Genomic DNA, 23,026 nt, shown 5'->3' on the forward strand with positions numbered 1-23,026 from the left:
CCGCCTCGGATGTCGTCAGGGTTCGTCACCGGTCGGACGGCGGTGCGGCCAGCAGGCGGTGACGCAGCAGCCAGTCGACGCCGCGCCGCCACGACCGCTCGTTGTCGCCGCGGATGTCCGCGTTCGCGACGGCGATGATCTCGCCGTCTTCACCGCCATCTCCGGTGCGGCGCATTATAATCTGCATGTTGAGGATCAGCGTGCTGATCTTATGGATGAAACCCGTCACCACGATGTCCGCGCCGGCGCGGCGCCCGAGGTCGCGTTCGCAGCCGTTGCACCGATAGAGCGACGCCGGCACCTCCGCGGCGACGGCGCTGTCGTGAACGCCGGTCACCGCGTAACCGCCATCCTTCAGCCCGTCGCGCAGCAGCGCCGTCACCCGTTCCAGCCGTCCGGCATGGTCCGGATCGGGAGGTTCCCGGCTGGTGTCCACCAGTTCCAGATCGAAGACCAGAACCTTGGCCGGCGTCTGCGCCGCCGCCGGAGCCGCGCCGCTCAGCAGCAGGAACAGGAGCGCCGGCGCAGCGAACTCCGTCGGCCTCATCCGAATGCGTGGATGGGCAAGGACGCCCGATGTCCGGCAGAATCCCATCATGCGTCACCGCTCCGCTGTTCTTGCCGTCGCGTTGCTCACCTTGGCCTCTGTCCCGGCGGCGTCCGTTCCGGCGGGGGCGGCCGGGAGCGACCCGGATTGGCCCTGCGTCCAGATCCTCGTGCCGGCCCTGTCGTCCGGCCAGATCTGGCCCGGCGATCCCATAGAGGGGAAGGAAGGCGACTGGCGCGATATTCCCGGCACCGAACCGGTCCTTAAGCAGCTTCTCGACCGCCGGCTCGATCCGGAGCAAGAGCAGGCGGCGATCGACCGCTTCGCCGACCAGCTGGAAGCCGACCGGGCAGCGGCGGACCGCAACGCCGCCCTCACCGCCCTGTTCGCCGGCGTCTTCGACGCGCTCAACCAGGAGCGCGGGCAGGCCATTTCGGCCATCAAGCGCTACGCCCACCAGCAGCGCGTCCTGCTCGACAGCATCGACGCGGCATTGACCCGCCTCCAGACGCTTCCCGCCGACGCTCCCGAGGCGGCGGCGCTGCGGGAGGAGATCGCGTGGCGGCGGCGCATCCTCGACGAGCGGCGACGCAACCAGACGGCGTTGTGCGAGCAGCCGGTCCAGTTCGAACAGAAGGCCGGCCGCATCGCCCGGGACATCGCCGCCCGCCTGGACTGAGGCGAGCGGTTTCGCTCAGTTCGACGGGCCGCCGGTGAAGGGCTGCACCGTCTCCAGCCCGTATCCCGCCTCCTGCCAGCGCATGGCGCCGTCGGAATACCAGTAGACGTTGCCGTACCCCCACTCCACGGCGCGCTTGGCGGCGTTCCAGGACATCCAGCAATCCGGCTCGCAGAAGAAGACCAGCCGGGCGGCCCGATCCCCATGACTCACGGTCTCCAGACCGGCGCGGAAATAGCGCTCCTGTTCGCCCGACAGGCTGCCGTAGCCGGTGTTGGGAAGCCAGACCGCGCCCGGCAGACTGCGGCGGGGCGGCGGCACCCACACGGCCGGCTCCGGACGGTCCGCCGGGCGCGGCGGAGCCGGCATCACGTCGACCAGCCGCGTGTCGGGAAAATGCTCGATCAGCCGCCGCAACTCCGCCAGGGTCACGGTGGAGGCACCGGACAGGCCGGCCGGGGTCGGGGCGCGGTATTGGTCCATCCGGTAGCCCGGCGGCTCGATGGCGGCGGCGGTCTTCAACGCGCCATCGGGGCCGATGATCGGGACGTGGTAGCGCAGCAGGATGCGGTCGATGTCGTCCTGGCGGCGCTTGATGAAATCGTTCAGCCAGTGCTTCCACTCCGGCTCGTCGGAGCGGATGCCCATGGAGATGTTGAATTGCAGCCGGGCGCCCGCCGGCTCCTTGACCAGCGGCACGACGGTCAGCGGCTCCGTCTGCTGGGCGGCGAAATAGCCGGCGATCGGCCCCCAGATCACCGCGGCGTCGGTCCTGCCGGCGGCGACGTCCTCGATGGCGTCGCGGGCCGGGTTGTTGGCGCGCGTGTCGGTGTTGAGCTGGTAGGGCTCCGTCCGGGTGATGCCGTAGAGGCGCAGCAGATTGACCGCGGGCGTCTTCTCGACGACGCCGATGCGGGCGTCTTTCAGCGACGGATCGCCCACGCTCTCCGCCCGGATGCCCGACTTTGTGCGGTAAACGAGGGAATAGACGGTCCGGTAGTAGGGGTTGGTGTTCTGCATCAGCTCTTCGCCGGACGCCGTGCCCATGACGAGGTCGCACTGTCGCGCGCGCAGCGTGTTGCGGACGAAGCCGATGGTCTGCGGCCACCAATAATAGGTCACCGGTTTCTTCAGATCCTCGCCGATGAGCCGGGCGATCTCGTTCTCGAAACCCTCCATCCTCTCGTTGGAATAGGGCAGGAGGTTGCCGTCGGCGCAGACCCGCACGGTCTCGCGTTCCGTCACCTCGACGGCGTGGGCCGGCGCGGTGACGGACAGCAGCGCCGCGGCGATGGTGACGGCAAGGGCGATGGATGCGGAAGGATTTGCCATGAAGGAACCTCCTGCCGGATCAGCCGCCGATGCGTTGCGGGCGTCCGCCGGGCAGCGCGCCGTCGGCCCGTGCCTTCAGGTAGCGGTAGATGTCGTCCAGATGGTCCATGATGTTCGGATCGAGGCCGAAGGAGGGCATCACCTTGTCGCCGGTGGCTCCCTGGTTCTGGCGGCCGTTGACCACGACCTCCTTGAACTCGTCGTAGCTGAGGCGTTTGAGCGAGTCCGCGAGGCTGGGGGCGAAGGACGACCCCGACGCGTCGAAGCCGTGGCAGGTGTGGCAGGTCGCGTGGAAGCGGCGGTAGCCGTTGTAGGTTCCCTTGTCCACCTGACCGTCCTTGACGATGTAGGTCGGTGTTCCGTCGGGGGTCGTCGGCGCGTCCTGCGCCAGGGCGGCGAAACAGGCGACGGTGCCCACGGTCAGCGCACCGGTCAGCAAGCCAAGTCTGCGTTTCATGGATGTCGAGATCCTTGCCCGGAAGCCGGGTCCCAGTAAATGCCGAAGGCTCTAAAGCAAAACCCCCGGTGCGTTGCGGCACCGGGGGCAGGTCTGCCGATCACTTCTGGTCCGGGATGTGGAACACCGTCAGGACGCCACCGAGCTGGGTGTATTCGCCCAGCGACTGGTGGGCGCCGACCGCGCCGAGGCCGGCGGTCGCCACGCCTCCACCCTCGGTGTGGCCGGGATGGACGGCGTTGTGCCACGCCTGCGCCCCGGCCTCCTGGGTCAGGCCCGCGGCGAGGCCGATGCCGGCCCAACCGCCGACGCCCGACAGGACGGCCACATACTGCTTGCCGTTGTGGGTGTAGGTGTTGATGTTGCCGATGATCCCGGACGGGGTCTTGAACCGCCACAGCTCCTTGCCGTCCTTCATGTCGACGGCGACAAGGTAGCCTTCGAGCGTCCCGTAATAGGCGACGCCGCCCTTGGTGGACAGGGCGCCGCTCCACACCGCGAAGCGTTCCGGCCGCGACCAGACGATCTTGCCGGCCGCCGCGTCCCAGGCGATGAAGTTGCCCATGCCGCCGTGCGAGTTCGGCGTCGGGTACATGGACACGGTCGAGCCGACATAGGCCTGCCCCGCCGTGTAGGAGACGGAGAACGGCTCATAGTCCATGCAGATGTGGTTGGTCGGGACGTAGAACAGGCCGGTGTCCGGCGAGAAGGAGGCCGGTTGCTGGTCCTTGCTGCCGAGTGCTGCCGGGCACACGGCCGCGGTGTTCTTGTCCTCGCCGTTGGCAAAGGTGCTGTATTTGTCGACGACGTTCGGCCGTCCGGTCTTCATATCGACGTCGGTCGCCCAGTTGACCGTCGGGTCGAACTTCTGCGCGACGAGCAGCTCGCCGGTCGCCCGGTCCAGGGTGTAGGCGAAGCCGTTGCGGTCGAAGTTGACCAGAACCTTGCGCTGCTGGCCGTTCATGTTGATGTCGGCGAGGATGTTCTCGTTGACGCCGTCGAAGTCCCATTCGTCGAAGGGCGTCTTCTGGTAGACCCACTTCGCCTCGCCGGTCTCCGGATCGCGGGCGAAGATGGTCATCGACCATTTGTTGTCGCTCTTGGCCCGGTCCTTGTCGACGGCCCGCTGCGTCGGGTTCCAGGTGCCGGGGTTGCCGGTGCCGTAATAGATCAGGTTGAGCGCCGGATCGTAGGTGTACCAGCCCCAGGTGGTCCCGCCGCCGCGCTTCCATTCCTCGCCCGGCCAGGTCGAGACGCCGAGGTCCTTCTGCCCGATGGGCTTGCCCATCATCATCGTCTTCGACGGGTCGATCTTCACGTCGGTGTCGGGACCGGTCGAGAAGGCCCGCCACACCATCTTGCCGCTGTTGGTGTCGTAGGCCGTCAGATGCCCGCGCACGCCGAACTCGCCGCCGCTGATGCCGACGAAGACCTTGTCCTTGACCACCAGCGGGGCCGCCGTCAGGGTCTCGCCCTTGGTGTGGTCGCCGTTCTTGGCCTTCCACATCTCCTTGCCGGTCTTGGCGTCGAGCGCCACCAGCGTGTTGTCCGCCTGTGCCAGGAAGACTTTGCCGTCGGCGACCGCGACGCCGCGGTTGACGGTGTCGCAGCACATCACCGGAATGACGGTCGGGTCCTGGACCGATTCATATTTCCAGATGACCCGCCCCGGGTTGTTGAGGTCGAGCGCGAAGACCTTGTTGGGGAACGGCGTGTGAATGTACATCACGTCGCCGACGACGATCGGCCCACCCTCATGGCCGCGCAGAACCCCGGTCGAGAACGACCACGCGACCTGGAGATTCTTGACGTTGTCGGTGGTGATCTGGTTGAGCGGGCTGTACCGCTGTCCGGCATAGTTGCCGAGCTGAGACGCCCAGTTGTTGGGGTTCGCTTCATTCTTGAGAATACTGTCGTTCGCAGAAGCCGAGCCGGCTGCGACGACGGCGACAGACGCCAGAAGCCAGCGAGACAATACCTTCATGACGATCCCTCCCGTGATGGCGCTTATTGTTTACCCAAAAACCAATGGGCTTCTTGCTTATGAGCGCAGCGCTGAGTGCAAAAGGGCGTTGTCGCGCGGATATTGTCGCGCGGTATGTTCGGTTCTGAATTCAATATTCAGAAAAGCTGACGCCAAATTGGTACTTAATGCTATATTGGGACCATCTTCTCGTCAAGGCTCTGCCGAATAGAAAATGTCAAACAATCGTCTTGTGCCAGATTTATCCAGGACCGGCCGCAAATTGGGAGTAAGAGATTAATCCTTCAAAACAAGATTTTGTAATTTATTTATTTGCAGTTTTGAGCGCGAATTTTGTGCAGAGCAGCAATATTTGCTGCAAAGCAGCGTGGCCCGATCCGTGACGCCGGCTGTTGATGCATGCGTTCCGGCCTTCGTCCGCCTTGGCGGAAGCGCCGAAGGCGCCGGCTCATCGAGCTTTCGTACAGGAAACGCGAACCATGTTTGAACTGGTTCTGGTGATTTGTCTGGCCGTGCGGCCGGACCACTGCGCCATCGAGCGTCCACTCTCCTTCGAACGGTATCCGACCGCGGTCGAATGCACGCACAACAGCTACGTCCACGTCGTGCATTGGCTCATGGAACATCCCAACTGGAACGTCCGCCAATGGCGGTGCGAGCAGCCCGGGGCCTGACGCCAGCGCAGGTTGCTTCAAGGATAGAAAACACGTCACTCAACGTTCCGTTGACCTGCGGCGCGCCGACTCCAGACTTGCGCGAAAGCTTCTCTGGACCTTGCGGCCCGTTCCGTTTCATCCGTTGCACCAACGGCTTTGCAAACTCCCAACGTTTAGGCATTGGTTAACCTTCGATGCCTAATGATTCGGCGCCCTGTGGTTTGGCTCATTTCCGAGCAGCCGTAATCGCGCAATCCTGTCCTCGTCCTGGGCATGGCATGCGGCTTGCTCTCGCTGATCCACACGATGTTGGCACAGCCGTGCCGTTGCGTTTTGGAGCGCCCGATGTTTGTTACCCTGTCGATGATCTTCTGCCTGGCGTCCGACCCGACCCAGTGCCGGACCATCAACCCGATGGTTCCCGACACCGAACCCCTGACCATGTCGAGCTGCCCGATCGCCGGTCAGATCGAGAGCGCCAAGTGGATCAATGACCACCCGAAGTACGAGCTTCAGCGCATCCAATGCACGGTAGGTAAGCGGTTCAAGCAGCAGGGTGCGTGAGGGTTTGACGGGGACGGTCCGGTGCCGCCTCACGCCAGCGCCGCGGCCCGGCGCAGGTCGGCCACGAACTCCGCCTGCGCCCGCCGCCGCTCCTCGTCTCCCGGGAGCCTCAGCAGATAGGAGGGGTGGACGGTGACGAAGCCGTTCCACCCGTCGCCGTTCCGCCCGTCGCCGTTCCGCCCGTCGAAGGCCATCGGCCCCCGCTCGCGCAGCACCGAAACGGGCCGGCCGCTCAGCGCCAGGGCGGCCGTGGCTCCCAGCGCGACGACGAGGCGGGGGCGGACGAAGCCAAGCTCCGTCATCAGCCACCAGCGGTAATGCTTGACCTCGCCGGAGGTCGGCGACTGGTGGATGCGCCGCTTGCCGCGCTGGACGAATTTGAAATGCTTGACGGCGTTGGTCAGGTAGAGGCCGCCGCGGTCGACGCCGGCTTCCTCCAGCGCGGCGGTCAGCAACTGGCCGGCGGGGCCGACGAAGGGGCGGCCTTCGCGGTCCTCCTGGTCACCCGGCTGCTCGCCGACGATGGCGATGGCCGCACCCTCCGGCCCCTCGCCCAGCACCGCCTGCGTTGCCCCCGGCACCAGCGGCTCGGAGCGTTGGATCAGGCGGTTCAGTTCGGCGAGGCTGTCCGGGGCCTGCTTGGCCATCGCCGCCACCGCCTTCTCCGGCATGCGGCGGCGCGGGATGGCGGCCTCCGCCTCCAGCATCGCCTGGACGCGGGCGGGGGCGGAGCGGACCATGGCCGGAATGGCCGCCGTCTCCGGCATGTTGGCCCAGTATTTCCGCGGCATCTCCGCCCGCATGGCCGTCGGGTTGACCCGAGCGGGATTGAAGGTGCTTTCGTAATAGCGCAGCCAGCCCTCGGCGAAGCGGTCGTCGGTTAGAGAGTCCGGACGCTCGGCGGGCGGGCCGGTCATCAGGCGGTGGCGGTCCCAGTGCAGCGAGCCCTTCGGCGTCAGGATCGTCCACACCATGCTTTCGAAGCGCTCGACGAAGAAGGGCGCGACGGCCTCGACGATGTGGTGGTCGGGCTCGAACCACGCGATGTAGCGCTCCCCGCCGTCCAGGGCAGGGAGCGCGCGGAAGCGCAGGAAGGCGTGCATCTTGTGGATGTCCCGGCGCACCGCCTTGTCGAGCCGCTCCAGCCGGTGGACCAGCGGGTCGGCGTGCTGGTCGAGCAACGCGCGCTCCCCGTTCAGCACCCGCCAGACCAGCCGGTAGAGCAGGGCGTAGCGCTCCGGATCACCGTGGCAGACGACGGTTTCGATCAACTGACCGACCGCTTGGGGCAGGAAGACCGGGGGGCCGTTTTCAAGTGCGGGTGCTTCGTCGCCGAACAGCGACGGCGCGCCCACGCTCCACAGCACCGCCTCGGGCGCCGTCCGGGCGGCGGCGAGGCGGCGCACCGCCCGGCGGAAGCCGTCGAGGTCCGCCCCTTCCCGCAAGGTGATCGTGTGCATCGTCAGAACAGACTCAGTTGGCTGGACGGGGTGACCAGCCGCTGCCGCAGGTCCAGCCGGTCGGTCAGCCCGCCCACGGGGTGGTAGTCGGCGGCGATCAGGAAGGGGCGGGCGCGGCGCAGCCCGCTCGACAGCCGCCCCAGATCCTCCATGCGCAGGCGGGTGTGGCGGCGCGCCGACAGGATCTTGTCGACGGCGCGCGCACCCAGCCCCGGCACCCGCAGCAGCATCTCGCGGTCGGCGCGGTTGACGTCCACCGGGAAGCGCTCCCGGTTCTTCAGCGCCCAGGCCAGCTTCGGGTCGATGCCGAGATCGAGCATCCCGCCCTCGCCGCCGGACGCGATCTCCTCCACCGTGAAGCCGTAGTAGCGCAGCAGCCAGTCGGCCTGATACAGCCGGTTCTCCCGTTGCAGCGGCGGCGGCTTGACCGGCAGCACCGAGCTGGCCTCCGGGATCGGGCTGAAGGCCGAATAATAGACGCGGCGCAGCCCGTAGCGCTGGTAGAGCGTGCCGCTGGTCTCCAGGACCGAGCGGTCGGTGGCGTCGTCGGCTCCGACGATCAGCTGGGTGCTCTGGCCGGCGGGGGAGAAGCGGCGGCGCTCCTCCTTGGCCTCGACGATGCGTTCGTTGACCTGACCCATCACCGCCTTGATGGTGCCGCCGTTCTTCTCCGGCGCGAAAGCCTTCAGGCTATGGTCGGTGGGCAGTTCGAGGTTGATCGACAGGCGGTCCGCCCACAGCCCGGCCTGCTCGATCAGCCAGGGGCTGGCCTCGGGGATGGTCTTCAGGTGGATGTAGCCGGCAAAGCCGTGGTCGCGCCGCAGCGTCCGCGCCACCAGCATCATCTGCTCCATCGTGTGGTCCGGCGAACGGATGATGCCGGAGGACAGGAACAGCCCCTCGATGCAATTGCGCTTGTAGAAGCCCAGGGTCAGTTCCACCACCTCCGCCACCGTGAAGCGGGCGCGGCGGACGTTGGAGGAGCGCCGGTTGATGCAGTACACGCAGTCGAACAGGCAGTGGTTGGTCAGCAGGATCTTCAGGAGCGAGACGCAGCGCCCGTCCGGCGTGTAGGCATGGCAGATGCCGGCGCCGGTGGTCGAGCCCAGCCCCTCCTTGCCGCCGCTGCGCGGCTTGGCGCCGGACGAGGCGCAGGAGGCGTCGTATTTCGCCGCATCGGCCAGAATGCCGAGCTTCTCGATCAAGGCGTCGTCCATCGTCCCATCCCACGCTGCTTGTGTGTTCTTAATATGTTCTCATGGGATGGGGAGGCAAGCGGCGTGTGCGGCGCTGGGTGAGACAAAGTCGGATCAGGGTCTCTGTGGCAATCTTGGATGGCAGCGAAGCGGGACCACATATCCGGGATGACCAACAATCCGCCGTTCCGGCTCGGCCGCCGCACCGTCCTTGCCGCCACCGTCGCGTCCCTTGGCTGCGTCTTGACCCGCCCGCCGCTTGCCGCTCAACCGGGGGTCGCGTTCGACCCGGCCTTGCTGGACCGTGCAATCAAACGGGCGGCGGGGCTCGACCGGATCCACGCGCTGGTCATTGGGCGGAACGGCGCGGTGGTGTCGGCAGAGGCCTTCCGGGGACCGGCGGTGAACCGCGCCGTGAACGTCAAGTCGGTGTCCAAGACCATCGCCGCCTCGCTCGCCGGCATCGCCATCGACCGCGGGGTCCTGCGCGGCGTCGATGTCACCCTTGCCGAGGCGGCGCCGGGGCTGGTTCCGGCGGCCGTCGATCCGCGGGTGCGCCGGATCACCATCGCCGACCTTCTGACCATGCAGGCCGGTCTGGAGCCGACCTCCGGGCCGGGCTACGGCCGCTGGATCAACAGCCGCAATTGGGTCGCCGACGCGCTGCGCCGTCCCTTCGTCACCGAGCCGGGCGCGCGGATGCTCTATTCGACCGGGAGCTACCACCTGCTGGGCGCTGCGCTGTCCAGCGCGTCGGGGCGCAGCCTGCTGTCCCTGGCGCGGGACTGGCTGGGCGAGCCGCTGGGCATCGAGGTGCCGTCCTGGACGCGCGATCCGCAGGGCTTCTATCTCGGCGGCAACAACATGGCGCTGTCACCGCTCGACCTGTTCCGCTTCGGCGAGTTGTGGCGGCAAGGCGGCCTGTGGAACGGAAGGCCGGTCATCAGCGCCGCTTGGGTGGAGGCGTCCTGGGTGCCGCGCACGCGCTCCCCCTTCTCCGGCGACGACTACGGGTACGGCTGGTTCCTCGCCACGGCGAAGGGGCACCGCATCGCCTACGCGCGCGGCTATGGCGGGCAGATGCTCTATGTCGTGCCCGGCCTGGGGCTGACCGTCGTCGTCACCTCCGACCCCACCCGCCCGGCGCGCTCCGATGGGCATGTCGGTCTGCTCAACGCCCTGCTGACCGACGACATCATCCCGGCGGCGGAGATGGCCTGACGAAGTGGCGGGTCAGGCGGACAGCGTCCCGCTGCGCAACCGACGCATCACGTCCCGTCGCGGCAGCCAAGCCACCAGCACGGCCCCGACCGCGGCCATCGCGGCAACGGTCCCGAGGAAGGCGGCCAGGGGAACAGCGCCTCCAGGCAGGGGAGCGCCGTCGGCAAGGCTGGCAACCACCGCCGCGCCGCCGACCCAGCCGAGCGGCACCGCGACCGCGGCGACCGCGGCGCCCAGGAGGACGAATTCCAGCACCACCGCCTGGACCATCGAACGCCGTCCGACCCCGAGGGCGTGCAGGATCGCCATCTCCTGAAGCCGCCGCCGGGCGCTGCTGGCGATGGCGCCGAGAAGGACCACAGCCGCCGCGCCGAGAGCGACGACGGACAGGCCATCCAGCAGCCGGCGCACGGTCTGGACGGTCGAACCCAGCGTGTCCAGGACCGCCGCCACGCGGATCGTGGGGGCTTGCGGGACGGCCTGCGTCACCGCCGCTTCAACCGCCGGAACCGCCTCGGGCGAGGACCAGACGGCAGCGACGAGGCTGTGCGGCGGCGGTTCGGGGAAGGGGGAGAGGAGAACCGGAAAATCCAGGTCCAGCCGCGTCCAGTCGATGCGCCGGAGGTTGGCGATCGTCGCGGTCACCGGACCGCTCGCCAGGGCCAGCGTGAGACTGTCCCCCACCGCCAGCCCCAGCCGGCGGGCGACCTGCGCGTCCAGCGAGGCGAGCGGCGGGCCGGTATAGCCCTCGGGCCACCAGCTCCCCGCGACGATCCGGTCGGTGGTAGCGGGGCGGGCGCGCCAGGACAGGCCGCGGTCGCCGCGCACCGCCCAGCCGACGGAGCGCGGGGCATTCGCCTCGGTGATGGCGACTCCGTTGAGGCGGCTGATCCTGGCGTGCAGGAAAGGCGCCGTCTCGACCCGCCCGACGCCGGGCAGGGCGGACAGGCGCTCGCTCAAGCCGATGCCGTCCGGCGGGGGAACGTTCAGCACGACAACGGAGGGCGTCTGCGCCGGCAGCGTCGCCGCGACATGGCCGGTCGCCGACCGTCCGACCACGCCGACCGCCACCAGCAGGGTCAGGCCGATGCCCAGCGCGACGGCGACCGGGACCGTCGGCGTGCCGGGCCGCCCGAGGTTGGCGACGGCCAGCCGCATCACCGGTCGCCGTCCGTGCGCCAGCCGGCGTGCCATACCAGCGAGCCCACGCCCCAGCAGCGCAAAGCCCGCCGCCACCAGCCCGGCAAGGAGCAGGAAGCCGGCGACCGCGAGCGGCATGCCCGTCCAGGCGATGAGCAGACCGGCGAGCGCCAGCCCGAGCAGCGCGACCGCGCCACGGGGCCGCCAGCCCAAGGGCCGGGACAATCCATCCACCGCCCCCCGCCAGATCGCCGCAGGGCTGGTCCCGGCGGCGCGGGCCAGCGGCGGCACGGCGCAGAGCAGGGCCGCCAGCAGCCCGACCGCCCCCGCCAGCAGCAAGGCCGCCGGATCGACGGCGCCGCCCGTCTCCGGCATCCAGTCGAGCGGCAGGGCGTTGACCGCTATGGCAGCCAGCGCAGCGCCGGTCGTCACGCCGATCAGCAGCGCCACGCCGACCACAGCCAGCGTCTGCAACAGGAAGGCGGTGAAGAGAAGGCGTGGCGAACAGCCCAGCGCCTTCAGCGTGGCGAGGACCGGCAGCCGCCGGGCGAGATGCGCCGACAGCGCCCGGCCGACGCCGACGCCGCCAACCAGCAGAATGGACAGCGCTCCCAGAAGGAACAACGCGCGGGCGAGGTGGACGGTGCGGTCCACGCCCGGAATGCCGTGTGAGGCATCGACGATCCGCCATCCGGCGTCGGGGAAGCGCTCTTCCAGATCGCGCAGGACGGCGTCGGACCGGACCGTTTCCGGCAGGAGGAGGCGATAATACCAGTAGACGGGCATCCCCGGCTCGGCAAGGCCCGTCGCGTCCAGCGCCCTGCGGTCGATGACGACGCGCGGACCGAGGGAAAAAGCGCGGAACGCCCGCTCCGGCTCATGCTCCAGCACGGCGCGAACCGCCACCTCGGCGGCCCCGAGCCGCAGCCGGCCGCCGAGGGAAAGTCCCAGCGCGTCGAGGAGGTCGGCGGACACCGCCGCCCCCCATCGCCCGTCCCGGTGGGCCAGCGCATCGTTCAGGGACGGGGCGCCGGACACCGTCGCCGCGCCGACCAACGGGTAGCTTCCTTCGACCGCCTTCAACTCGACCAGGGCGCGGGCGCTGCCGGTCACCGTTGAGGCGACGGGACGCAACTCCGCCGTCTCGCCGACCCTGCCCAACGTGCCGAGGACGGCCCGCTGCTCCGGCGTCGCCGGCGCGTGGAACAGGCGCAGGGAGAGGTCGCCGCCGACCGCTTCGCGCGCGGTGGCCCGCATCCCCTCCAGCACGCCGCCGCTGAGCGAGCCGACGGCGGCCATCATGGCAGTTCCCAGCGCCACGCCAAGGACGACGATCCAAAGTCCGGCGACGCCGCCCCGCAGGTCCCGCCAAGCCAGCCGCAACGCGATGCGCAGATGAGTCATGGCGGACATATCGTGAAGGTCCCGCCAGCCGGCAACCGGTTCGCTGGCGCCGCTGTTGCGTTTGACATTCCCCTCTCCCCTCCGGGGAGAGGGAAGGGTGAGGGGGTTGCGCCTCTGCCGGACTTGGCGCCACGGGCATCCCCCTCACCCTTCCCACGCCTGCGGCGCGGGTCCCTTCCCTCTCCCCGGAGGGGCGAGGGCTTTGCGGGCGCCGCTATTCCCGGATGTGCAGCCGCCGCCGGTGGCGGGGCGGGAGGGGAAGGGCGGACTGGACCGCCGCCAGGGCGCGCAGGCGCTCCGCCAGAGGCGGCGGGAAGGGCGTCACCTTGCGGGTGCCGAGATCGACGTGGATCGACAGCTGTTCCATGGTCGCGGCGACCGTTCCGTCGTCGGTCCGGCGGATCTCCAGCAGGCTCAGCAGGCGCTTGTCGTCGGCGTCGAGCAGCCGCAGGGCCACCCGCAGGGGCGTGCCGGCGCGCAGCTCCCGCCGGTAATGCACCGCCACATCGACGACGAACAGGCCGAGCCCCTTGTCCCGCGTGTAGGTCTCGCCCAGTCCCCATTGCTCCATCAGGGCATAGCCGACCTCGTCGAACAGGGCGACGTAGCGCACCATGTTCATGTGGCCGTAAAGGTCGATCCAGCTCTCGTCGACGGTGTGCACGCCGGACAGCAGGATGTCCGGCGGCAGGGCGTGGTCCTGGGTCATGGGGTGCCTTGGAGGGGGGAGGTCTGGTCCGGCGGGAAGACGCCGCGCAGCCATTGCCGGATGGCCGAGATGACCGGCGTGTTCCAGCGGTGGACCGGGGCGATGAAGTAATAGCCGCCGATGGTCACGTTGCTGTCCACCATCTCCACCAACTCGCCGTTGGCCAGCGGCTCTGTCACCAGCAGGTCGCTGACCAGGGCCACGCCGCGCCCCAGCCGGGCCGCCTCGATGGTCAGATGCGCCTGCCACAGCCGGGGGCCGCGCAGACGGGGGATGTCGGCGATGCCGGCCTCCTCCAGCCAGGCTTCCCACATGCCGGTGGACTGCTCGTGGATCAGCGGCAGGCCGACGAGGTCGGCGGGCGTGCGCACGTCGGGGTAGCGCGCCTTGAACTCCGGGCTGGCGATGGCGAGGATGCGCGGCCGCGCGAACATCTCCGAGCGCAGCCCGTCGGCGACGGAGCCGCCGTCCTCAAGATACATGATCTCGGCGTCGGCCTCCTCCCGGCTGAAATCGGGGCGGGTCGAGGTCGGCTGAAGGATCACCTCCCGCCCGGTCAGCGCCTCCTCCAGCTCCGGCAGGCGGGCGAGCAGGCAGCGCGAGGCCAGCCCGGCGAGGCAGCAGATGTGCACCGCCTCCATCCCGCCGTTGCGCAGCTCGTTGCTGGCCTCGCCGATCAGGTCGAAGGCGCGGCGGAGCTGGGAGGCGTAGCGGATGCCCTCGCGGGTCAGGGACAGGCCGCGCCCCGACTTCGCCACCAGCTTCACCCCCACCGCCTGTTCCAGATTCTGGATGTGGCGCGACACCACCGTGTGGGACACCGCCAGCTCGTCGGCGGCGGCCCGCACCGTGCCCTGGCGGGCGAAGATGTCGAAGGCGCGGAGGGCGAGAAGGGGCGGAAGGCGGCGCGCCATGCGGACCTTTGTGCTGTGGACGGAAGCCGGGGCGAGGCTGGGAGCGATCCCGGCGGCAGTATGGACCAATTCCGCCAGCACCGCACGCGCCCCTTCGCCCGCCGCCACCCGTCGCTCTCCCCCCGCGCCGCCGGCCATCACACCACCGCGTCGCGACGGAAGGCGCCGATCTCGTCGGGGCTGAAGCCGAGATCCGCCAGGATGGCGTCGGTGTGCTCGCCCAGCCGCGGTGCCGGGCTCTCCGCGGGCAGGGGGGCCTCCGGCATGGTGATCGGCACGGCGGCGAAGCGCTTGCCCGAGCCCTCCGGCACCTCGACGACCATCTTGCGGTGAACCACCTGGGGATCGTTCAGCGCGTCCGGCACGCTGTTGATCGGGCTGGCCGGGACGTCGGCGTCCTCCATCGCGTCCAGCCAGGCGTCGCGCCCGCGGGTGAGGAAGACTTCGCGCAGCAGCGGCTCCAGCTCCGCATGGTTGGCGTTGCGGGCCGAGCCGGTGGGGAAGCGCGGGTCGGACAGCAGATGCTCCAGCCCCATGGCGCGGCACATCCGGTCCCACTGCTCGTTGGTGTCGACGCAGATGGCGATGGGCTTGTCGGCGGTGGGGAAGGCCTGGAAGGGGGCGATCAGCGGGTGGCGGCTGCCCAGCGCCCGCGGCGTCTCCCCGGCGTTCAGGAAGCGGGCGATGGCGTTCTCCATCAGGGCGAGCTGGCAATCGAGCATCGCCACGTCGATGAAGCTGCCCTCGCCGGTGCCGGTCCGCTTCTGCAGGGCGGCGAGGATGCCGACGGCGGCGAACAGGCTGGACCCGATGTCGCCGATCGACGCGCCGACCCGGCAGGGATCGCCGCCCGGCTCGCCGGTGATGCTCATCATCCCGGACATCGCCTGGGCCACCACGTCGAAGCAGGGCCGGTGGCGGTAGGGGCCGTCCTGCCCGAAGCCGGAGATCGAGGCGTAGACCAGCCGCGGATTGACCGTCTTCAGATCGGTGTAGCCCAGCCCCAGCCGGTCCATCGCCCCGGCCCGGTTGTTTTCCACCAGCACGTCGCAGGTGGCGACGATTTTCTTAAAGATCTCCTTGCCCTTTTCCTCCTTCAAGTTGAGCGTCAGACTCCGCTTGTTGCGGTTGACGCTGAGGAAGTAAATGCTTTCCTCCTCGCTGAAGGGGGCAATGATGCGGGTGAAATCGCCCTTGCCGGGACGCTCGATCTTGATGACTTCCGCCCCCAGCGCGCCGAGCAGCCAGGTGCTGTAGGGGCCGGCCAACATGTGCGTGAGATCGACCACGCGCACGCCGGCCAGGGGGCCTTCGCGGCGTTGCGTATCGGTGTTGAGCATGCAAGATCCTTCGGATGGCCGGACGCCGTTCAGGCGGGCCGGGCGGGGCCGCGCGCCCGGCTGGAAACCGGTCCGGTCCAGAGCGGCGGCGGGAATGCGACACCCAAAGGCTTGCGCCGCGGCGGCCGGAAAACAATCGCTTAGTTTGGCCCAATCCGGTGCATGGAAAGCACCGTTCCATGGATTTGCCCGGTGTAGCATTGGTGCGTTCCGTGCACCGGACCGCATCGTTTTTTCTGCTTGTGACACGAACTGTGTCCGGTAGTCTTGATCTTGCCGGGAGCGGATCGGCCTGATCGAAATCTCTGCCGGCCAACGGGAATTCTTCGCGATTTCCGAGACGGGCGATCCCTTTACTCCCATCGCCTGTCCACTGAAGCCGCTCGGCGCGCGTCGCGGCAGCGATGCGCGGCCTTCCACAACCAGGAAAGGACAACCCGCGCGTGATCGATCTTTCGGGAAAGGCGGCCATCGCCGGCGTTTATGAATCGCCCCGCCGGGATGCGCCGCGCGTCCACCCCTTCGCCCTTCAGATGGAGTGCATCCTCGGCGCGCTGGACGACGCCGGGCTGACCCTGAAGGACGTGGACGGGCTGTGCGCGGCCTCCGGCGACTGGGCCGAGGGCGGCAGCACCATGGATGTGGTCGAACTGGCCGAATACATCGGGATCGCGCCGACCTACGTGAACAGCACCGACGTCGGCGGCTGCTCCTACATCCTCCAGGCCGGGCAGGCGGCGGCGGCCATCGCCACCGGGCTGGCCGAGGTGGTGGTCATCAGCTACGCGGCCTGCCCGCGCTGGTGGCCGCTGAGCAGCCCGTCCTTCGACCCCTTCGTCTTCCCCGCCGGTCCCGGCCAGTATGAGATTCCCTACGCGCCGACGCTGATTTCGACCTACGGCCTGTTCGCCCGTCGCCATATGGACCTGTATGGCACCACACCGGAACAGCTTGCCCAGGTGGCCGTGACCTTCCGCGAGCACGCCGCGAAGAACCCAGACGCCCGGCTGCGCAAGCCGATCACGGTGGACGACGTGCTGGCCTCGCCGATGATCGCGTCGCCGCTGCACCGGCTGGACTGCTGCGTGGTGACCGACGGCGGCGGCGCCGTGGTGATGACCAGCCGGGAGCGGGCGCGCGACCTGAAGAAGCCGCCGGTCCATCTGGTGGGTTACGGGGCGGCCGTGGCGCGCACCCAGAACAGCCAGATTCCCGACGACCTGACCACCCCGGCGGCGCTGTCCGGCCCGCGCGCCTTCGCCATGGCGGGGCTGACCCCCGGCGAGATCGACGTGGCGCAGATCTACGACGCCTTCACCATCACGCCGATGCTGGCGCTGGAGGATCTGGGCTTCTGCGGGCGCGGGGAGAGCGGCGCTTTCGTCGCGGACGGCAACCTGACGCTGGGCGGCAGCCTGCCGACCAACACCGACGGCGGTGGGCTGTCGTCCAACCATCCGGGCAAGCGCGGCATCTTCACCCTGATCGAGAGCGTCCGCCAGTTGCGCGGCGAGGGGCCGGGCGTTCAGGTGCCCGACGCCCGCATCGCCCTGGCCCATGGGCTGGGCGGCACCTTCTGCTCCGCCGCCACCGCCATCCTTGCCCGGTAAGGTGTCCCGATGACTGTCATGACCATCCCGCCGGTCCAGGACGAGACCTCCGCCCCCTTCTGGGAGGCGGCGCGCGAGGGGCGCTTCCTGATCCAGCGCTGCCCGGAGACCGGGCGGTTCCAGTGGTACCCGCGCGCCCATTCCATCCATGCCCCGCACGCCCGACCGGAGTGGGTCGAGGCGAGCGGGCGCGGCGAGCTGCTGACCTATTCGGTCGTCCACCGCGGCAACCAGCGCGGCGATCCCTACGTCTGCGCCCTGATCCGGCTGGAGGAGGGCGTCACCGTCTTCTCCCGCGTCGAGGGGGTGGCGGAGGCCGATCTGCGGGCCGGACTGCCGCTTGCCGTGGCCTTCCACCAGCTCGACGAGACCACCAGCCTTCCCGTGTTCCGCCCGCGGACTCCCGACTGAGGGTGCCTTAGAATGACCGCCATCCATCTCGACGACATCAAGCCGGGCGACCAAACGCGCTCCTCGCGCGTCACCGTCACCGAGGCGCACATCGTCTGGTTCGCCGGGCTGACCGGCGACTTCAACCCGCTGCACATGGACGCCGAGGCCGCCAAGGCCAACGGCTTCGGGCGGACCATCGCCCACGGCATGCTGACCCACTCGCTCAGCACCGGGCTGCGCTCCGCCATCGACGACTGGGCGATCCTCGCCTTCCTGGAGACGCGCCGCCGCTTCGTCGGCCCGGTCTTCGCCGGCGACACCGTGCATTACGAGGCCGAGGTTGCGGAGGTCCGCCCCAGCGCCTCCAAGCCCGACCGCGGCATCGTCCGCGTCGCCATCACCGTGAAGAACCAGCGCGGCGAGACCGTGCAGGAGGGCGAGGACGTGCTCTCCATCGCCCGCAAGGAGGCGCAGGCATGAGCGCCGCTGCCACCCATCCCCGCCGCCTCGCCGGTCGTGTCGCATTCGTCACCGGCGGCGGCGGCGGCATCGGGCGCGCCGTCTGCGAGCGGCTGGCCGCGGAAGGGGCGGCGGTCGTCGTCGCCGACATCGGTGCCGAGGCCGCCGAGAGCGTCGCCGCCGCGCTGCGCGCCGACGGGGCTCAGGCCCACGCCACTGCGCTGAACGTCGCCGACCGGGAAAGCTGGGGCGCCGCCGTGACCGGCCTGCCCGAGGCCTTCGGGGGCGTGGACATCATGGTCAACGTCGCCGGCATCGTCCGCGACCGCTCGTTGCCCAAGATGACCGACGCGGAATGGAGCGCCGTCATCGACGTGAACCTGCGCGGCACGTGGCTGGGCTGCCAGACGGCCTTCCGGCTGGTCGGCGACCGCGGCTGGGGGCGCATCGTCAACATCGCCTCCACGGCGATCCTGGGAACCTTCGGGCAGGCCAACTACTCCGCCTCCAAGGCCGGGGTGGTCGGGCTGACCCGCACCGCCGCCCTGGAAGGGGCGCGCCGCGGCATCCTGGTCAACGCCGTCGCTCCCGGCGTCGTGGAGACCGCCATCGTCGAGGGCGTGCCCGACGCGGTGCGCTCGCAGTGGCTGGAGAAAACGCCCATCGGGCGCCTCGGCAAGCCGGCGGAGATCGCCGCCGTCGTCGCCTTCCTGGCGTCCGACGACGCGGCCTACGTCACCGGCCAGACCATCGTCGCCGACGGTGGGGCGACCACCGGCGATTACTGATTTCCGACAAGCAACGAAGAACGACGCCGAAACGGCGGAACCGCAACAACAAGACAGGGATTGGCAACATGATGGAATTCTCGCGCCGCCGCCTTCTCCAGACCGGCGGACTCGTCGGCACCGCCCTGGTGACCGGCGGGCTGGCCGGCACCGCCTTCTCGCGCATCGCGTCGGCGGCGGATGACCCGCTCTACGCCGCCGCGAAGAAGGAAGGTGCCCTGACGCTCTACTGGGGCTCCTACGAGCAGCAGACGATGGAGGCGATCCGCGACGCCTTCAAGGCGAAGTATCCGGGCATCGAGGTCAACCTGCTCCGCCAGGCCTCGCAGACCGTCTACACCCGCCTGCGCATGGAGCTGCAGAGCGGCGTCCACGAGTGCGACTCGCTGGGCACCACCAACATGCTGCACTACACGGAGCTGAAGAAGATCGGCGCGCTGGCGCCCTTCGAGCCGGTGGACGGGGTGCACATTCCGGACGCCTTCCGCACCCTCGACCCGGACAAGATGTTCCATGTCGGCGCCATCAGCCTGACCAGCATCAACTACGCGCCGGGCAAGGTGCAGTCCCCGCCGCAGAGCTGGCAGGCGCTGCTGGAGGACCAGTGGCAGGGCAAGATCACCACCGGCAGCCCGGCCTTCTCCGGCGACGTGGCGAACTGGGTGGTCGCCATCCGCCGCAAGTACGGCGACGACTTCCTGCGCGCCTTCGGCAAGCAGAAGCCGAAGGTCGGCCAGTCCAACGTCGACACCGTGACCGACATCCTGGCCGGTGAGCGCGTCGTCGGCTCCGGCGCGCCCTTCAGCTACACGCTGACCCAGAAGGCCGCCGGCAACCCCATCGATGTGGTGGCGCCGTCCGACGACGCCATTCTGAACCTGGGCGTCACCGGCATCCTGGCGAAGGCCCCGCACCCGAACGCCGCCCGGCTGTTCACCAACTTCCTCTACTCCACGGAGGTGTCGATGATCCTCCAGAAGAACTACTGGCCGACGCTGCGCAAGGACGTGCCCTGGGCGGAGGGGCGGTCGCTGGACCAGTTGAAGTGGTACCGCAACACCGGCGACGACCTCGGCCCGGAGGTCGCGGAAGGCATCGCCAAGTGGAAGGAACTGGTGCGCTGATCGCTGATTCCCTCTCCCCTCTGGGGAGAGGGGTAGGGTGAGGGGGTTGCGCGTGTCGGACCGTTCGGCAAAAGCGCAACCCCCTCACCCGGCGCCTTTGGCGCCACCCCTCTCCCCGGAGGGGCGGGGGACAGTACGGACAATGGAGGCGGACCCTATGGGGGTCATTTCAACGGACAGCCCAGACAGCGCAGCCGCGGCGACCGCGCGCCCGGCGATGGCCCGCGTGCCGCTCGCCAGGACCCTGGTCTTCGGCGCCGTCGCCCTTCTTCTCTTCCTGCTGGTGGTTCTGCCCTTCGGCTGGGTTCTCAACAACAGTTTCCACGACGACATCACCGGCACCTGGACGCTCGGCAACTACGCGCGGATCTTCCAGTCGGTGGACCTGCTGGAGCCGCTGTTCAATTCGCTGCTCCTCGCCGTGGCGACCGCGGTGATCGCCGTCGGCATCGGCGTGCCGCTGGCCTGGCTGGTGTCGCGGACCGACCTGCCGTTCCGCCGCACCATCCGCGTGCTGACGCTGACCGCCTTCGTCACCCCGTCCTTCATCGGCGCGACCGGCTGGATTCTGCTGGCGGCGCCCAACTCGGGCTGGCTGAACGCGCTGTGGCGCTCGCTCGCCGGGGCGGAGGCGGGGCCGCTGCTGAACATCTACTCGATGACCGGGGCGATCTTCATCTGCGGCATCTACACCGTCCCCTACAGCTTCACCATGGTGTCGAGCGCGCTCGACGAGATGGCCGTGGAGCTTGAGGACGCCGCCGCCACGCTGGGCTCGGGCACGCTGCGCACCATGCTCAGCATCACCATCCCGCTGGTCACCCCGGCGGTGATCGCCAGCTTCATCCTGTCCTTCATCCAGGGGCTGACGCTGTTCGGCGTCCCGGCCTTCCTGCTGACGCCGACCGGCATCCCGGTGGTGACGACCAAGCTGGCCGAGTTCTACCAGCTCTTCCCGCCGGAAATCTACATGGCGGCCGCCTACTGCATGCCGCTGCTGCTGGTCACCGCCATGCTGTTCTGGATGCGCCGCCGCATCCTGGGCCGCAAGCAGTTCGTCACCATCTCCGGCAAGAGCCGGGCGGGGCGGCGGATCGCGCTGGGCGCCGCCCGCTGGCCGGCCTTCGGCGCGGCTCTGCTGCTGCCGCTGGTTTCGGTGTTCCTGCCCTACGCGGCGCTGCTGCTGGTGTCGCTGACCCGCGCCTGGGGCCAGGGCCTGTCGTGGGAGAACCTGTCGCTGCACTGGTACTGGTGGGCGCTGTTCGGCAACTCGGAGACGCACACCGCCATCGTCAACTCGCTGCTGTTCTCGACGCTCGCCGCGACGATGTGCGTGATGCTCGGCACCGTGGTCGCCTACATCGTGGAGCGGCGGATGGTCGTCGGCGCCAGCCTGCTCGGCGCGGTGGCGACCGTCCCCATCATCATCCCCGGCATCGTCATGTCGGTCGGCTTCTTCGCCGCCTACACGCGGGCGCCTCTGAACCTCTACGGGACGCCGCTGCTGCTGGTGGCGGCCTTCGCGGCGACCTTCCTGCCCATCGCCTACGCCCATGGCGGGTCGATCCTCAAGGGCATCGGGCCGGAGCTGGAGCGCGCCGCCCGCAGCCTGGGCGCCGGGGAGGGGCGGACCTTCCTGTCCATCACCATCCCGCTGATGGGCGGCGGATTGCTGTCGGGCTGGTTCCTGGTCTTCATCCCGATCATCCGGGAGCTGTCGGTGGCGGTCTTCCTCATCACGCCCAAGACCAACGTGATGACCACCCTGATCTACAACGCCAAGGACGGCGGCAACTACGAGGCCGTCTGCGCCATGAGCGTCCTTCTCCTCCTCATCACGCTGGCGCTGGTGGCCGCCGCCGGTCCCCTGACGCGCCTGACCACCGTGCGCCGCACCTCTCGCAAATCCGGTCGCAAAACCGCCCCGGCGGAAGGAGTTCTCCCCACATGAGCGGGATCCGCATCAAGAACCTCCGCAAGTCCTTCGGCACCTACACCGCTCTGCACGGCATCGACCTGCAGGTTCCCAACGGCACGCTGCTGGCCTTGCTCGGCCCGTCGGGCTGCGGCAAGTCCACGACGCTCCAGCTCCTCGCCGGGTTCGAGGCGCCGACGGAGGGCGAGATCTGGGCCGACGACGTGCTGCTGTCCTCGGCGCGCGGGGTGCTGCCGCCGGAGAAGCGCGGCATCTCCCTGGTCTTCCAGAACTACGCGGTGTGGCCGCACAAGACGGTGGAGGAGAATGTGGCCTTCGGCCTCGCCATCCGCCGCCTGCCCAAGGCGGAGATCGCCGAGCGGCTGGACCGCACGCTGCGCACCGTCCGGCTGGAGGCATTGCGCGACCGCTACCCGTCGGAGCTGTCGGGCGGCCAGCAGCAGCGCGTCGCGCTGGCCCGCGCTCTGGCGGTGGAGCCGCGCATCCTCCTGCTCGACGAGCCGCTGTCCAACCTCGACGCCCATCTGCGCGAGGAGATGCGGTTCGAGATCCGGCAGGTCCATGACCTGCTGGGCCTGACCACCGTCTATGTCACCCACGACCAGTCGGAGGCGCTGGTCACCGCCGACCGCATCGCCGTCATGAAGTCGGGCCACCTCCAGCAGCTCGGCTCGCCGGAAGACATCTTCGAGCGGCCGTCCAACGCCTTCGTCGCCACCTTCATCGGCGCCAACAACGAGCTGGCCGGGACCAGCGAGGGCAATGGCGCCATCCGCGTCGGCAGCCATGTGCTGACCGCCCCCGACCGCAGCGGCGCGGCGCATGGCGGAACGGTGTCGCTGTGCGTGCGGCCCTCCCAGGTCCGGCTGTTCGCCGCGGACCAGGCGCCGGACGCCACGGGCTGCAACGTGCTGTCCGGCACGGTCCAGCGCTCCGCCTATCTGGGCGAGTACCGCGACGTGCTGGTGGATTTGGGGGGCGGGCGGACGCTGCGCGCCTTCATTCCGCCCGCGCAGAGCTTCGCTCCGGGCAGCGTGGTGACGGCGCTGCTTCCCATCGGGTCCTGCCAGATCCTCGGACCGGCGGCCTGATCGCGGCCTAAAACTGAGAAAG

21 protein-coding genes are annotated in these 23,026 nt (G+C 69.2%); 11 read left to right on the forward strand and 10 right to left on the reverse strand.

Features of this window, described 5'->3' with window-relative positions; all coding sequences use genetic code 11:
- Positions 1-25: 25 nt before the first annotated feature.
- Positions 26-547 (reverse strand): DUF3280 domain-containing protein, encoded by a 522-nt coding sequence (locus AMK58_RS22435; RefSeq protein WP_035680386.1) that lies wholly within the window; start codon positions 545-547, stop codon positions 26-28.
- A gap of 49 nt (positions 548-596) precedes the next feature.
- Here AMK58_RS22435 and AMK58_RS22440 point away from each other — a divergent pair, with 49 nt between their 5' ends.
- Positions 597-1,226, forward strand: a complete 630-nt coding sequence (locus AMK58_RS22440) for a hypothetical protein (RefSeq protein ID WP_035680388.1) — start codon at positions 597-599, stop codon at positions 1,224-1,226.
- Positions 1,227-1,241: 15 nt separating this feature from the next.
- On the opposite strand, the gene AMK58_RS22445 is transcribed toward AMK58_RS22440, so the two are convergent.
- From AMK58_RS22445 to AMK58_RS22455, 3 genes are all read right to left on the reverse strand, one after another.
- Positions 1,242-2,558, reverse strand: coding sequence for a quinoprotein dehydrogenase-associated putative ABC transporter substrate-binding protein (locus AMK58_RS22445; protein WP_035680391.1), 1,317 nt, complete (start codon positions 2,556-2,558; stop codon positions 1,242-1,244).
- Positions 2,559-2,577: 19 nt separating this feature from the next.
- On the reverse strand, positions 2,578-3,015 hold the full coding sequence (locus tag AMK58_RS22450) for a c-type cytochrome (protein ID WP_079285669.1): 438 nt from the start codon (positions 3,013-3,015) through the stop codon (positions 2,578-2,580).
- Positions 3,016-3,115: 100 nt separating this feature from the next.
- Complete coding sequence (locus AMK58_RS22455) at positions 3,116-4,999, reverse strand: methanol/ethanol family PQQ-dependent dehydrogenase (RefSeq protein ID WP_035680394.1); 1,884 nt, start codon at positions 4,997-4,999, stop codon at positions 3,116-3,118.
- Positions 5,000-5,478: 479 nt separating this feature from the next.
- On the opposite strand from AMK58_RS22455, the gene AMK58_RS22460 reads away from it, so the two are divergent.
- Together AMK58_RS22460 and AMK58_RS22465 are read left to right on the forward strand one after the other, a co-directional pair.
- On the forward strand, positions 5,479-5,673 hold the full coding sequence (locus AMK58_RS22460; protein WP_035680396.1) for a hypothetical protein: 195 nt from the start codon (positions 5,479-5,481) through the stop codon (positions 5,671-5,673).
- Between the two features lie 327 nt (positions 5,674-6,000).
- A complete protein-coding gene (locus tag AMK58_RS22465) occupies positions 6,001-6,219 on the forward strand; it encodes a hypothetical protein (protein WP_035680398.1) in 219 nt (72 codons plus the stop codon).
- Positions 6,220-6,248: 29 nt separating this feature from the next.
- Here AMK58_RS22465 and AMK58_RS22470 read toward each other — a convergent pair whose 3' ends face one another.
- Positions 6,249-7,679 (reverse strand): UdgX family uracil-DNA binding protein, encoded by a 1,431-nt coding sequence (locus AMK58_RS22470; RefSeq protein WP_059399480.1) that lies wholly within the window; start codon positions 7,677-7,679, stop codon positions 6,249-6,251.
- A gap of 2 nt (positions 7,680-7,681) precedes the next feature.
- Positions 7,682-8,896, reverse strand: coding sequence for a putative DNA modification/repair radical SAM protein (locus AMK58_RS22475; RefSeq protein ID WP_059399481.1), 1,215 nt, complete (start codon positions 8,894-8,896; stop codon positions 7,682-7,684).
- Positions 8,897-9,043: 147 nt separating this feature from the next.
- Here AMK58_RS22475 and AMK58_RS22480 point away from each other — a divergent pair, with 147 nt between their 5' ends.
- Positions 9,044-10,096: a serine hydrolase domain-containing protein gene (locus tag AMK58_RS22480; RefSeq protein ID WP_035680401.1), complete on the forward strand. Its 1,053-nt coding sequence runs from the start codon at positions 9,044-9,046 to the stop codon at positions 10,094-10,096.
- A gap of 12 nt (positions 10,097-10,108) precedes the next feature.
- Here the strand turns inward: AMK58_RS22480 and AMK58_RS22485 are convergent, their stop codons facing one another.
- From AMK58_RS22485 to AMK58_RS22500, 4 genes are all read right to left on the reverse strand, one after another.
- Positions 10,109-12,649 carry an ABC transporter permease gene (locus AMK58_RS22485; RefSeq protein WP_059399482.1) on the reverse strand — a complete coding sequence of 847 codons (2,541 nt, stop codon included), beginning with the start codon at positions 12,647-12,649 and terminating at the stop codon, positions 10,109-10,111.
- Between the two features lie 205 nt (positions 12,650-12,854).
- Entirely contained in the window at positions 12,855-13,349 is a 495-nt protein-coding gene (locus tag AMK58_RS22490) for a thioesterase family protein (protein WP_051140757.1), read from the reverse strand.
- The gene (locus tag AMK58_RS22495) at positions 13,346-14,263 is read right to left on the reverse strand and encodes a LysR substrate-binding domain-containing protein (protein ID WP_051140760.1); all 918 of its coding nucleotides are present in this window, start codon (positions 14,261-14,263) and stop codon (positions 13,346-13,348) included. The genes AMK58_RS22490 and AMK58_RS22495 overlap by 4 nt, the downstream gene beginning before the upstream one ends.
- Before the next feature lie 137 nt (positions 14,264-14,400).
- A complete protein-coding gene (locus AMK58_RS22500; protein ID WP_035680416.1) occupies positions 14,401-15,603 on the reverse strand; it encodes a CaiB/BaiF CoA transferase family protein in 1,203 nt (400 codons plus the stop codon).
- A gap of 404 nt (positions 15,604-16,007) precedes the next feature.
- Between AMK58_RS22500 and AMK58_RS22505 the strand changes: the two genes are divergently transcribed.
- The 7 genes from AMK58_RS22505 (at position 16,008) to AMK58_RS22535 (ending at position 23,004) form a co-directional block, all read left to right on the forward strand.
- On the forward strand, positions 16,008-17,213 hold the full coding sequence (locus AMK58_RS22505) for an acetyl-CoA acetyltransferase (RefSeq protein WP_301340890.1): 1,206 nt from the start codon (positions 16,008-16,010) through the stop codon (positions 17,211-17,213).
- A 9-nt stretch (positions 17,214-17,222) separates the two neighbouring features.
- Positions 17,223-17,624: a Zn-ribbon domain-containing OB-fold protein gene (locus AMK58_RS22510; RefSeq protein ID WP_035680419.1), complete on the forward strand. Its 402-nt coding sequence runs from the start codon at positions 17,223-17,225 to the stop codon at positions 17,622-17,624.
- Positions 17,625-17,636: 12 nt separating this feature from the next.
- Entirely contained in the window at positions 17,637-18,086 is a 450-nt protein-coding gene (locus AMK58_RS22515; RefSeq protein ID WP_035680422.1) for a MaoC family dehydratase, read from the forward strand.
- On the forward strand, positions 18,083-18,853 hold the full coding sequence (gene fabG, locus AMK58_RS22520) for a 3-oxoacyl-ACP reductase FabG (protein ID WP_035680425.1): 771 nt from the start codon (positions 18,083-18,085) through the stop codon (positions 18,851-18,853). Before AMK58_RS22515 ends, fabG begins: the two co-directional genes overlap by 4 nt.
- 68 nt (positions 18,854-18,921) lie before the next feature.
- Positions 18,922-19,977: an ABC transporter substrate-binding protein gene (locus AMK58_RS22525; RefSeq protein WP_035680426.1), complete on the forward strand. Its 1,056-nt coding sequence runs from the start codon at positions 18,922-18,924 to the stop codon at positions 19,975-19,977.
- A 157-nt stretch (positions 19,978-20,134) separates the two neighbouring features.
- Positions 20,135-21,928 carry an ABC transporter permease gene (locus AMK58_RS22530; protein ID WP_051140758.1) on the forward strand — a complete coding sequence of 598 codons (1,794 nt, stop codon included), beginning with the start codon at positions 20,135-20,137 and terminating at the stop codon, positions 21,926-21,928.
- Complete coding sequence (locus AMK58_RS22535; protein ID WP_035680427.1) at positions 21,925-23,004, forward strand: ABC transporter ATP-binding protein; 1,080 nt, start codon at positions 21,925-21,927, stop codon at positions 23,002-23,004. The genes AMK58_RS22530 and AMK58_RS22535 overlap by 4 nt, the downstream gene beginning before the upstream one ends.
- Positions 23,005-23,026 lie beyond the last annotated feature (22 nt).

Origin of the sequence: Azospirillum brasilense (assembly GCF_001315015.1) — a bacterium.
GTDB classification, from domain to species: domain Bacteria; phylum Pseudomonadota; class Alphaproteobacteria; order Azospirillales; family Azospirillaceae; genus Azospirillum; species Azospirillum brasilense.

Excerpts from the sequence above, each read along its gene's own strand:
- AMK58_RS22480 (WP_035680401.1), top strand. The coding sequence starts at position 9,044 with ATGACCAACAATCCGCCGTTCCGGCTCGGCCGCCGCACCGTCCTTGCC.
- AMK58_RS22515 (WP_035680422.1), top strand. The coding sequence starts at position 17,637 with ATGACCGCCATCCATCTCGACGACATCAAGCCGGGCGACCAAACGCGC.
- AMK58_RS22510 (WP_035680419.1), top strand. The coding sequence starts at position 17,223 with ATGACTGTCATGACCATCCCGCCGGTCCAGGACGAGACCTCCGCCCCC.
- AMK58_RS22460 (WP_035680396.1), top strand. The coding sequence starts at position 5,479 with ATGTTTGAACTGGTTCTGGTGATTTGTCTGGCCGTGCGGCCGGACCAC.
- AMK58_RS22475 (WP_059399481.1), bottom strand. The coding sequence starts at position 8,896 with ATGGACGACGCCTTGATCGAGAAGCTCGGCATTCTGGCCGATGCGGCG.
- AMK58_RS22500 (WP_035680416.1), bottom strand. The coding sequence starts at position 15,603 with ATGCTCAACACCGATACGCAACGCCGCGAAGGCCCCCTGGCCGGCGTG.
- AMK58_RS22435 (WP_035680386.1), bottom strand. The coding sequence starts at position 547 with ATGAGGCCGACGGAGTTCGCTGCGCCGGCGCTCCTGTTCCTGCTGCTG.
- AMK58_RS22505 (WP_301340890.1), top strand. The coding sequence starts at position 16,008 with ATGCGCGGCCTTCCACAACCAGGAAAGGACAACCCGCGCGTGATCGAT.
- AMK58_RS22535 (WP_035680427.1), top strand. The coding sequence starts at position 21,925 with ATGAGCGGGATCCGCATCAAGAACCTCCGCAAGTCCTTCGGCACCTAC.
- AMK58_RS22485 (WP_059399482.1), bottom strand. The coding sequence starts at position 12,649 with ATGTCCGCCATGACTCATCTGCGCATCGCGTTGCGGCTGGCTTGGCGG.
- AMK58_RS22495 (WP_051140760.1), bottom strand. The coding sequence starts at position 14,263 with ATGGCGCGCCGCCTTCCGCCCCTTCTCGCCCTCCGCGCCTTCGACATC.
- AMK58_RS22490 (WP_051140757.1), bottom strand. The coding sequence starts at position 13,349 with ATGACCCAGGACCACGCCCTGCCGCCGGACATCCTGCTGTCCGGCGTG.
- AMK58_RS22470 (WP_059399480.1), bottom strand. The coding sequence starts at position 7,679 with ATGCACACGATCACCTTGCGGGAAGGGGCGGACCTCGACGGCTTCCGC.
- AMK58_RS22455 (WP_035680394.1), bottom strand. The coding sequence starts at position 4,999 with ATGAAGGTATTGTCTCGCTGGCTTCTGGCGTCTGTCGCCGTCGTCGCA.
- AMK58_RS22525 (WP_035680426.1), top strand. The coding sequence starts at position 18,922 with ATGATGGAATTCTCGCGCCGCCGCCTTCTCCAGACCGGCGGACTCGTC.
- AMK58_RS22450 (WP_079285669.1), bottom strand. The coding sequence starts at position 3,015 with ATGAAACGCAGACTTGGCTTGCTGACCGGTGCGCTGACCGTGGGCACC.
- fabG (WP_035680425.1), top strand. The coding sequence starts at position 18,083 with ATGAGCGCCGCTGCCACCCATCCCCGCCGCCTCGCCGGTCGTGTCGCA.
- AMK58_RS22445 (WP_035680391.1), bottom strand. The coding sequence starts at position 2,558 with ATGGCAAATCCTTCCGCATCCATCGCCCTTGCCGTCACCATCGCCGCG.
- AMK58_RS22530 (WP_051140758.1), top strand. The coding sequence starts at position 20,135 with ATGGGGGTCATTTCAACGGACAGCCCAGACAGCGCAGCCGCGGCGACC.
- AMK58_RS22440 (WP_035680388.1), top strand. The coding sequence starts at position 597 with ATGCGTCACCGCTCCGCTGTTCTTGCCGTCGCGTTGCTCACCTTGGCC.
- AMK58_RS22465 (WP_035680398.1), top strand. The coding sequence starts at position 6,001 with ATGTTTGTTACCCTGTCGATGATCTTCTGCCTGGCGTCCGACCCGACC.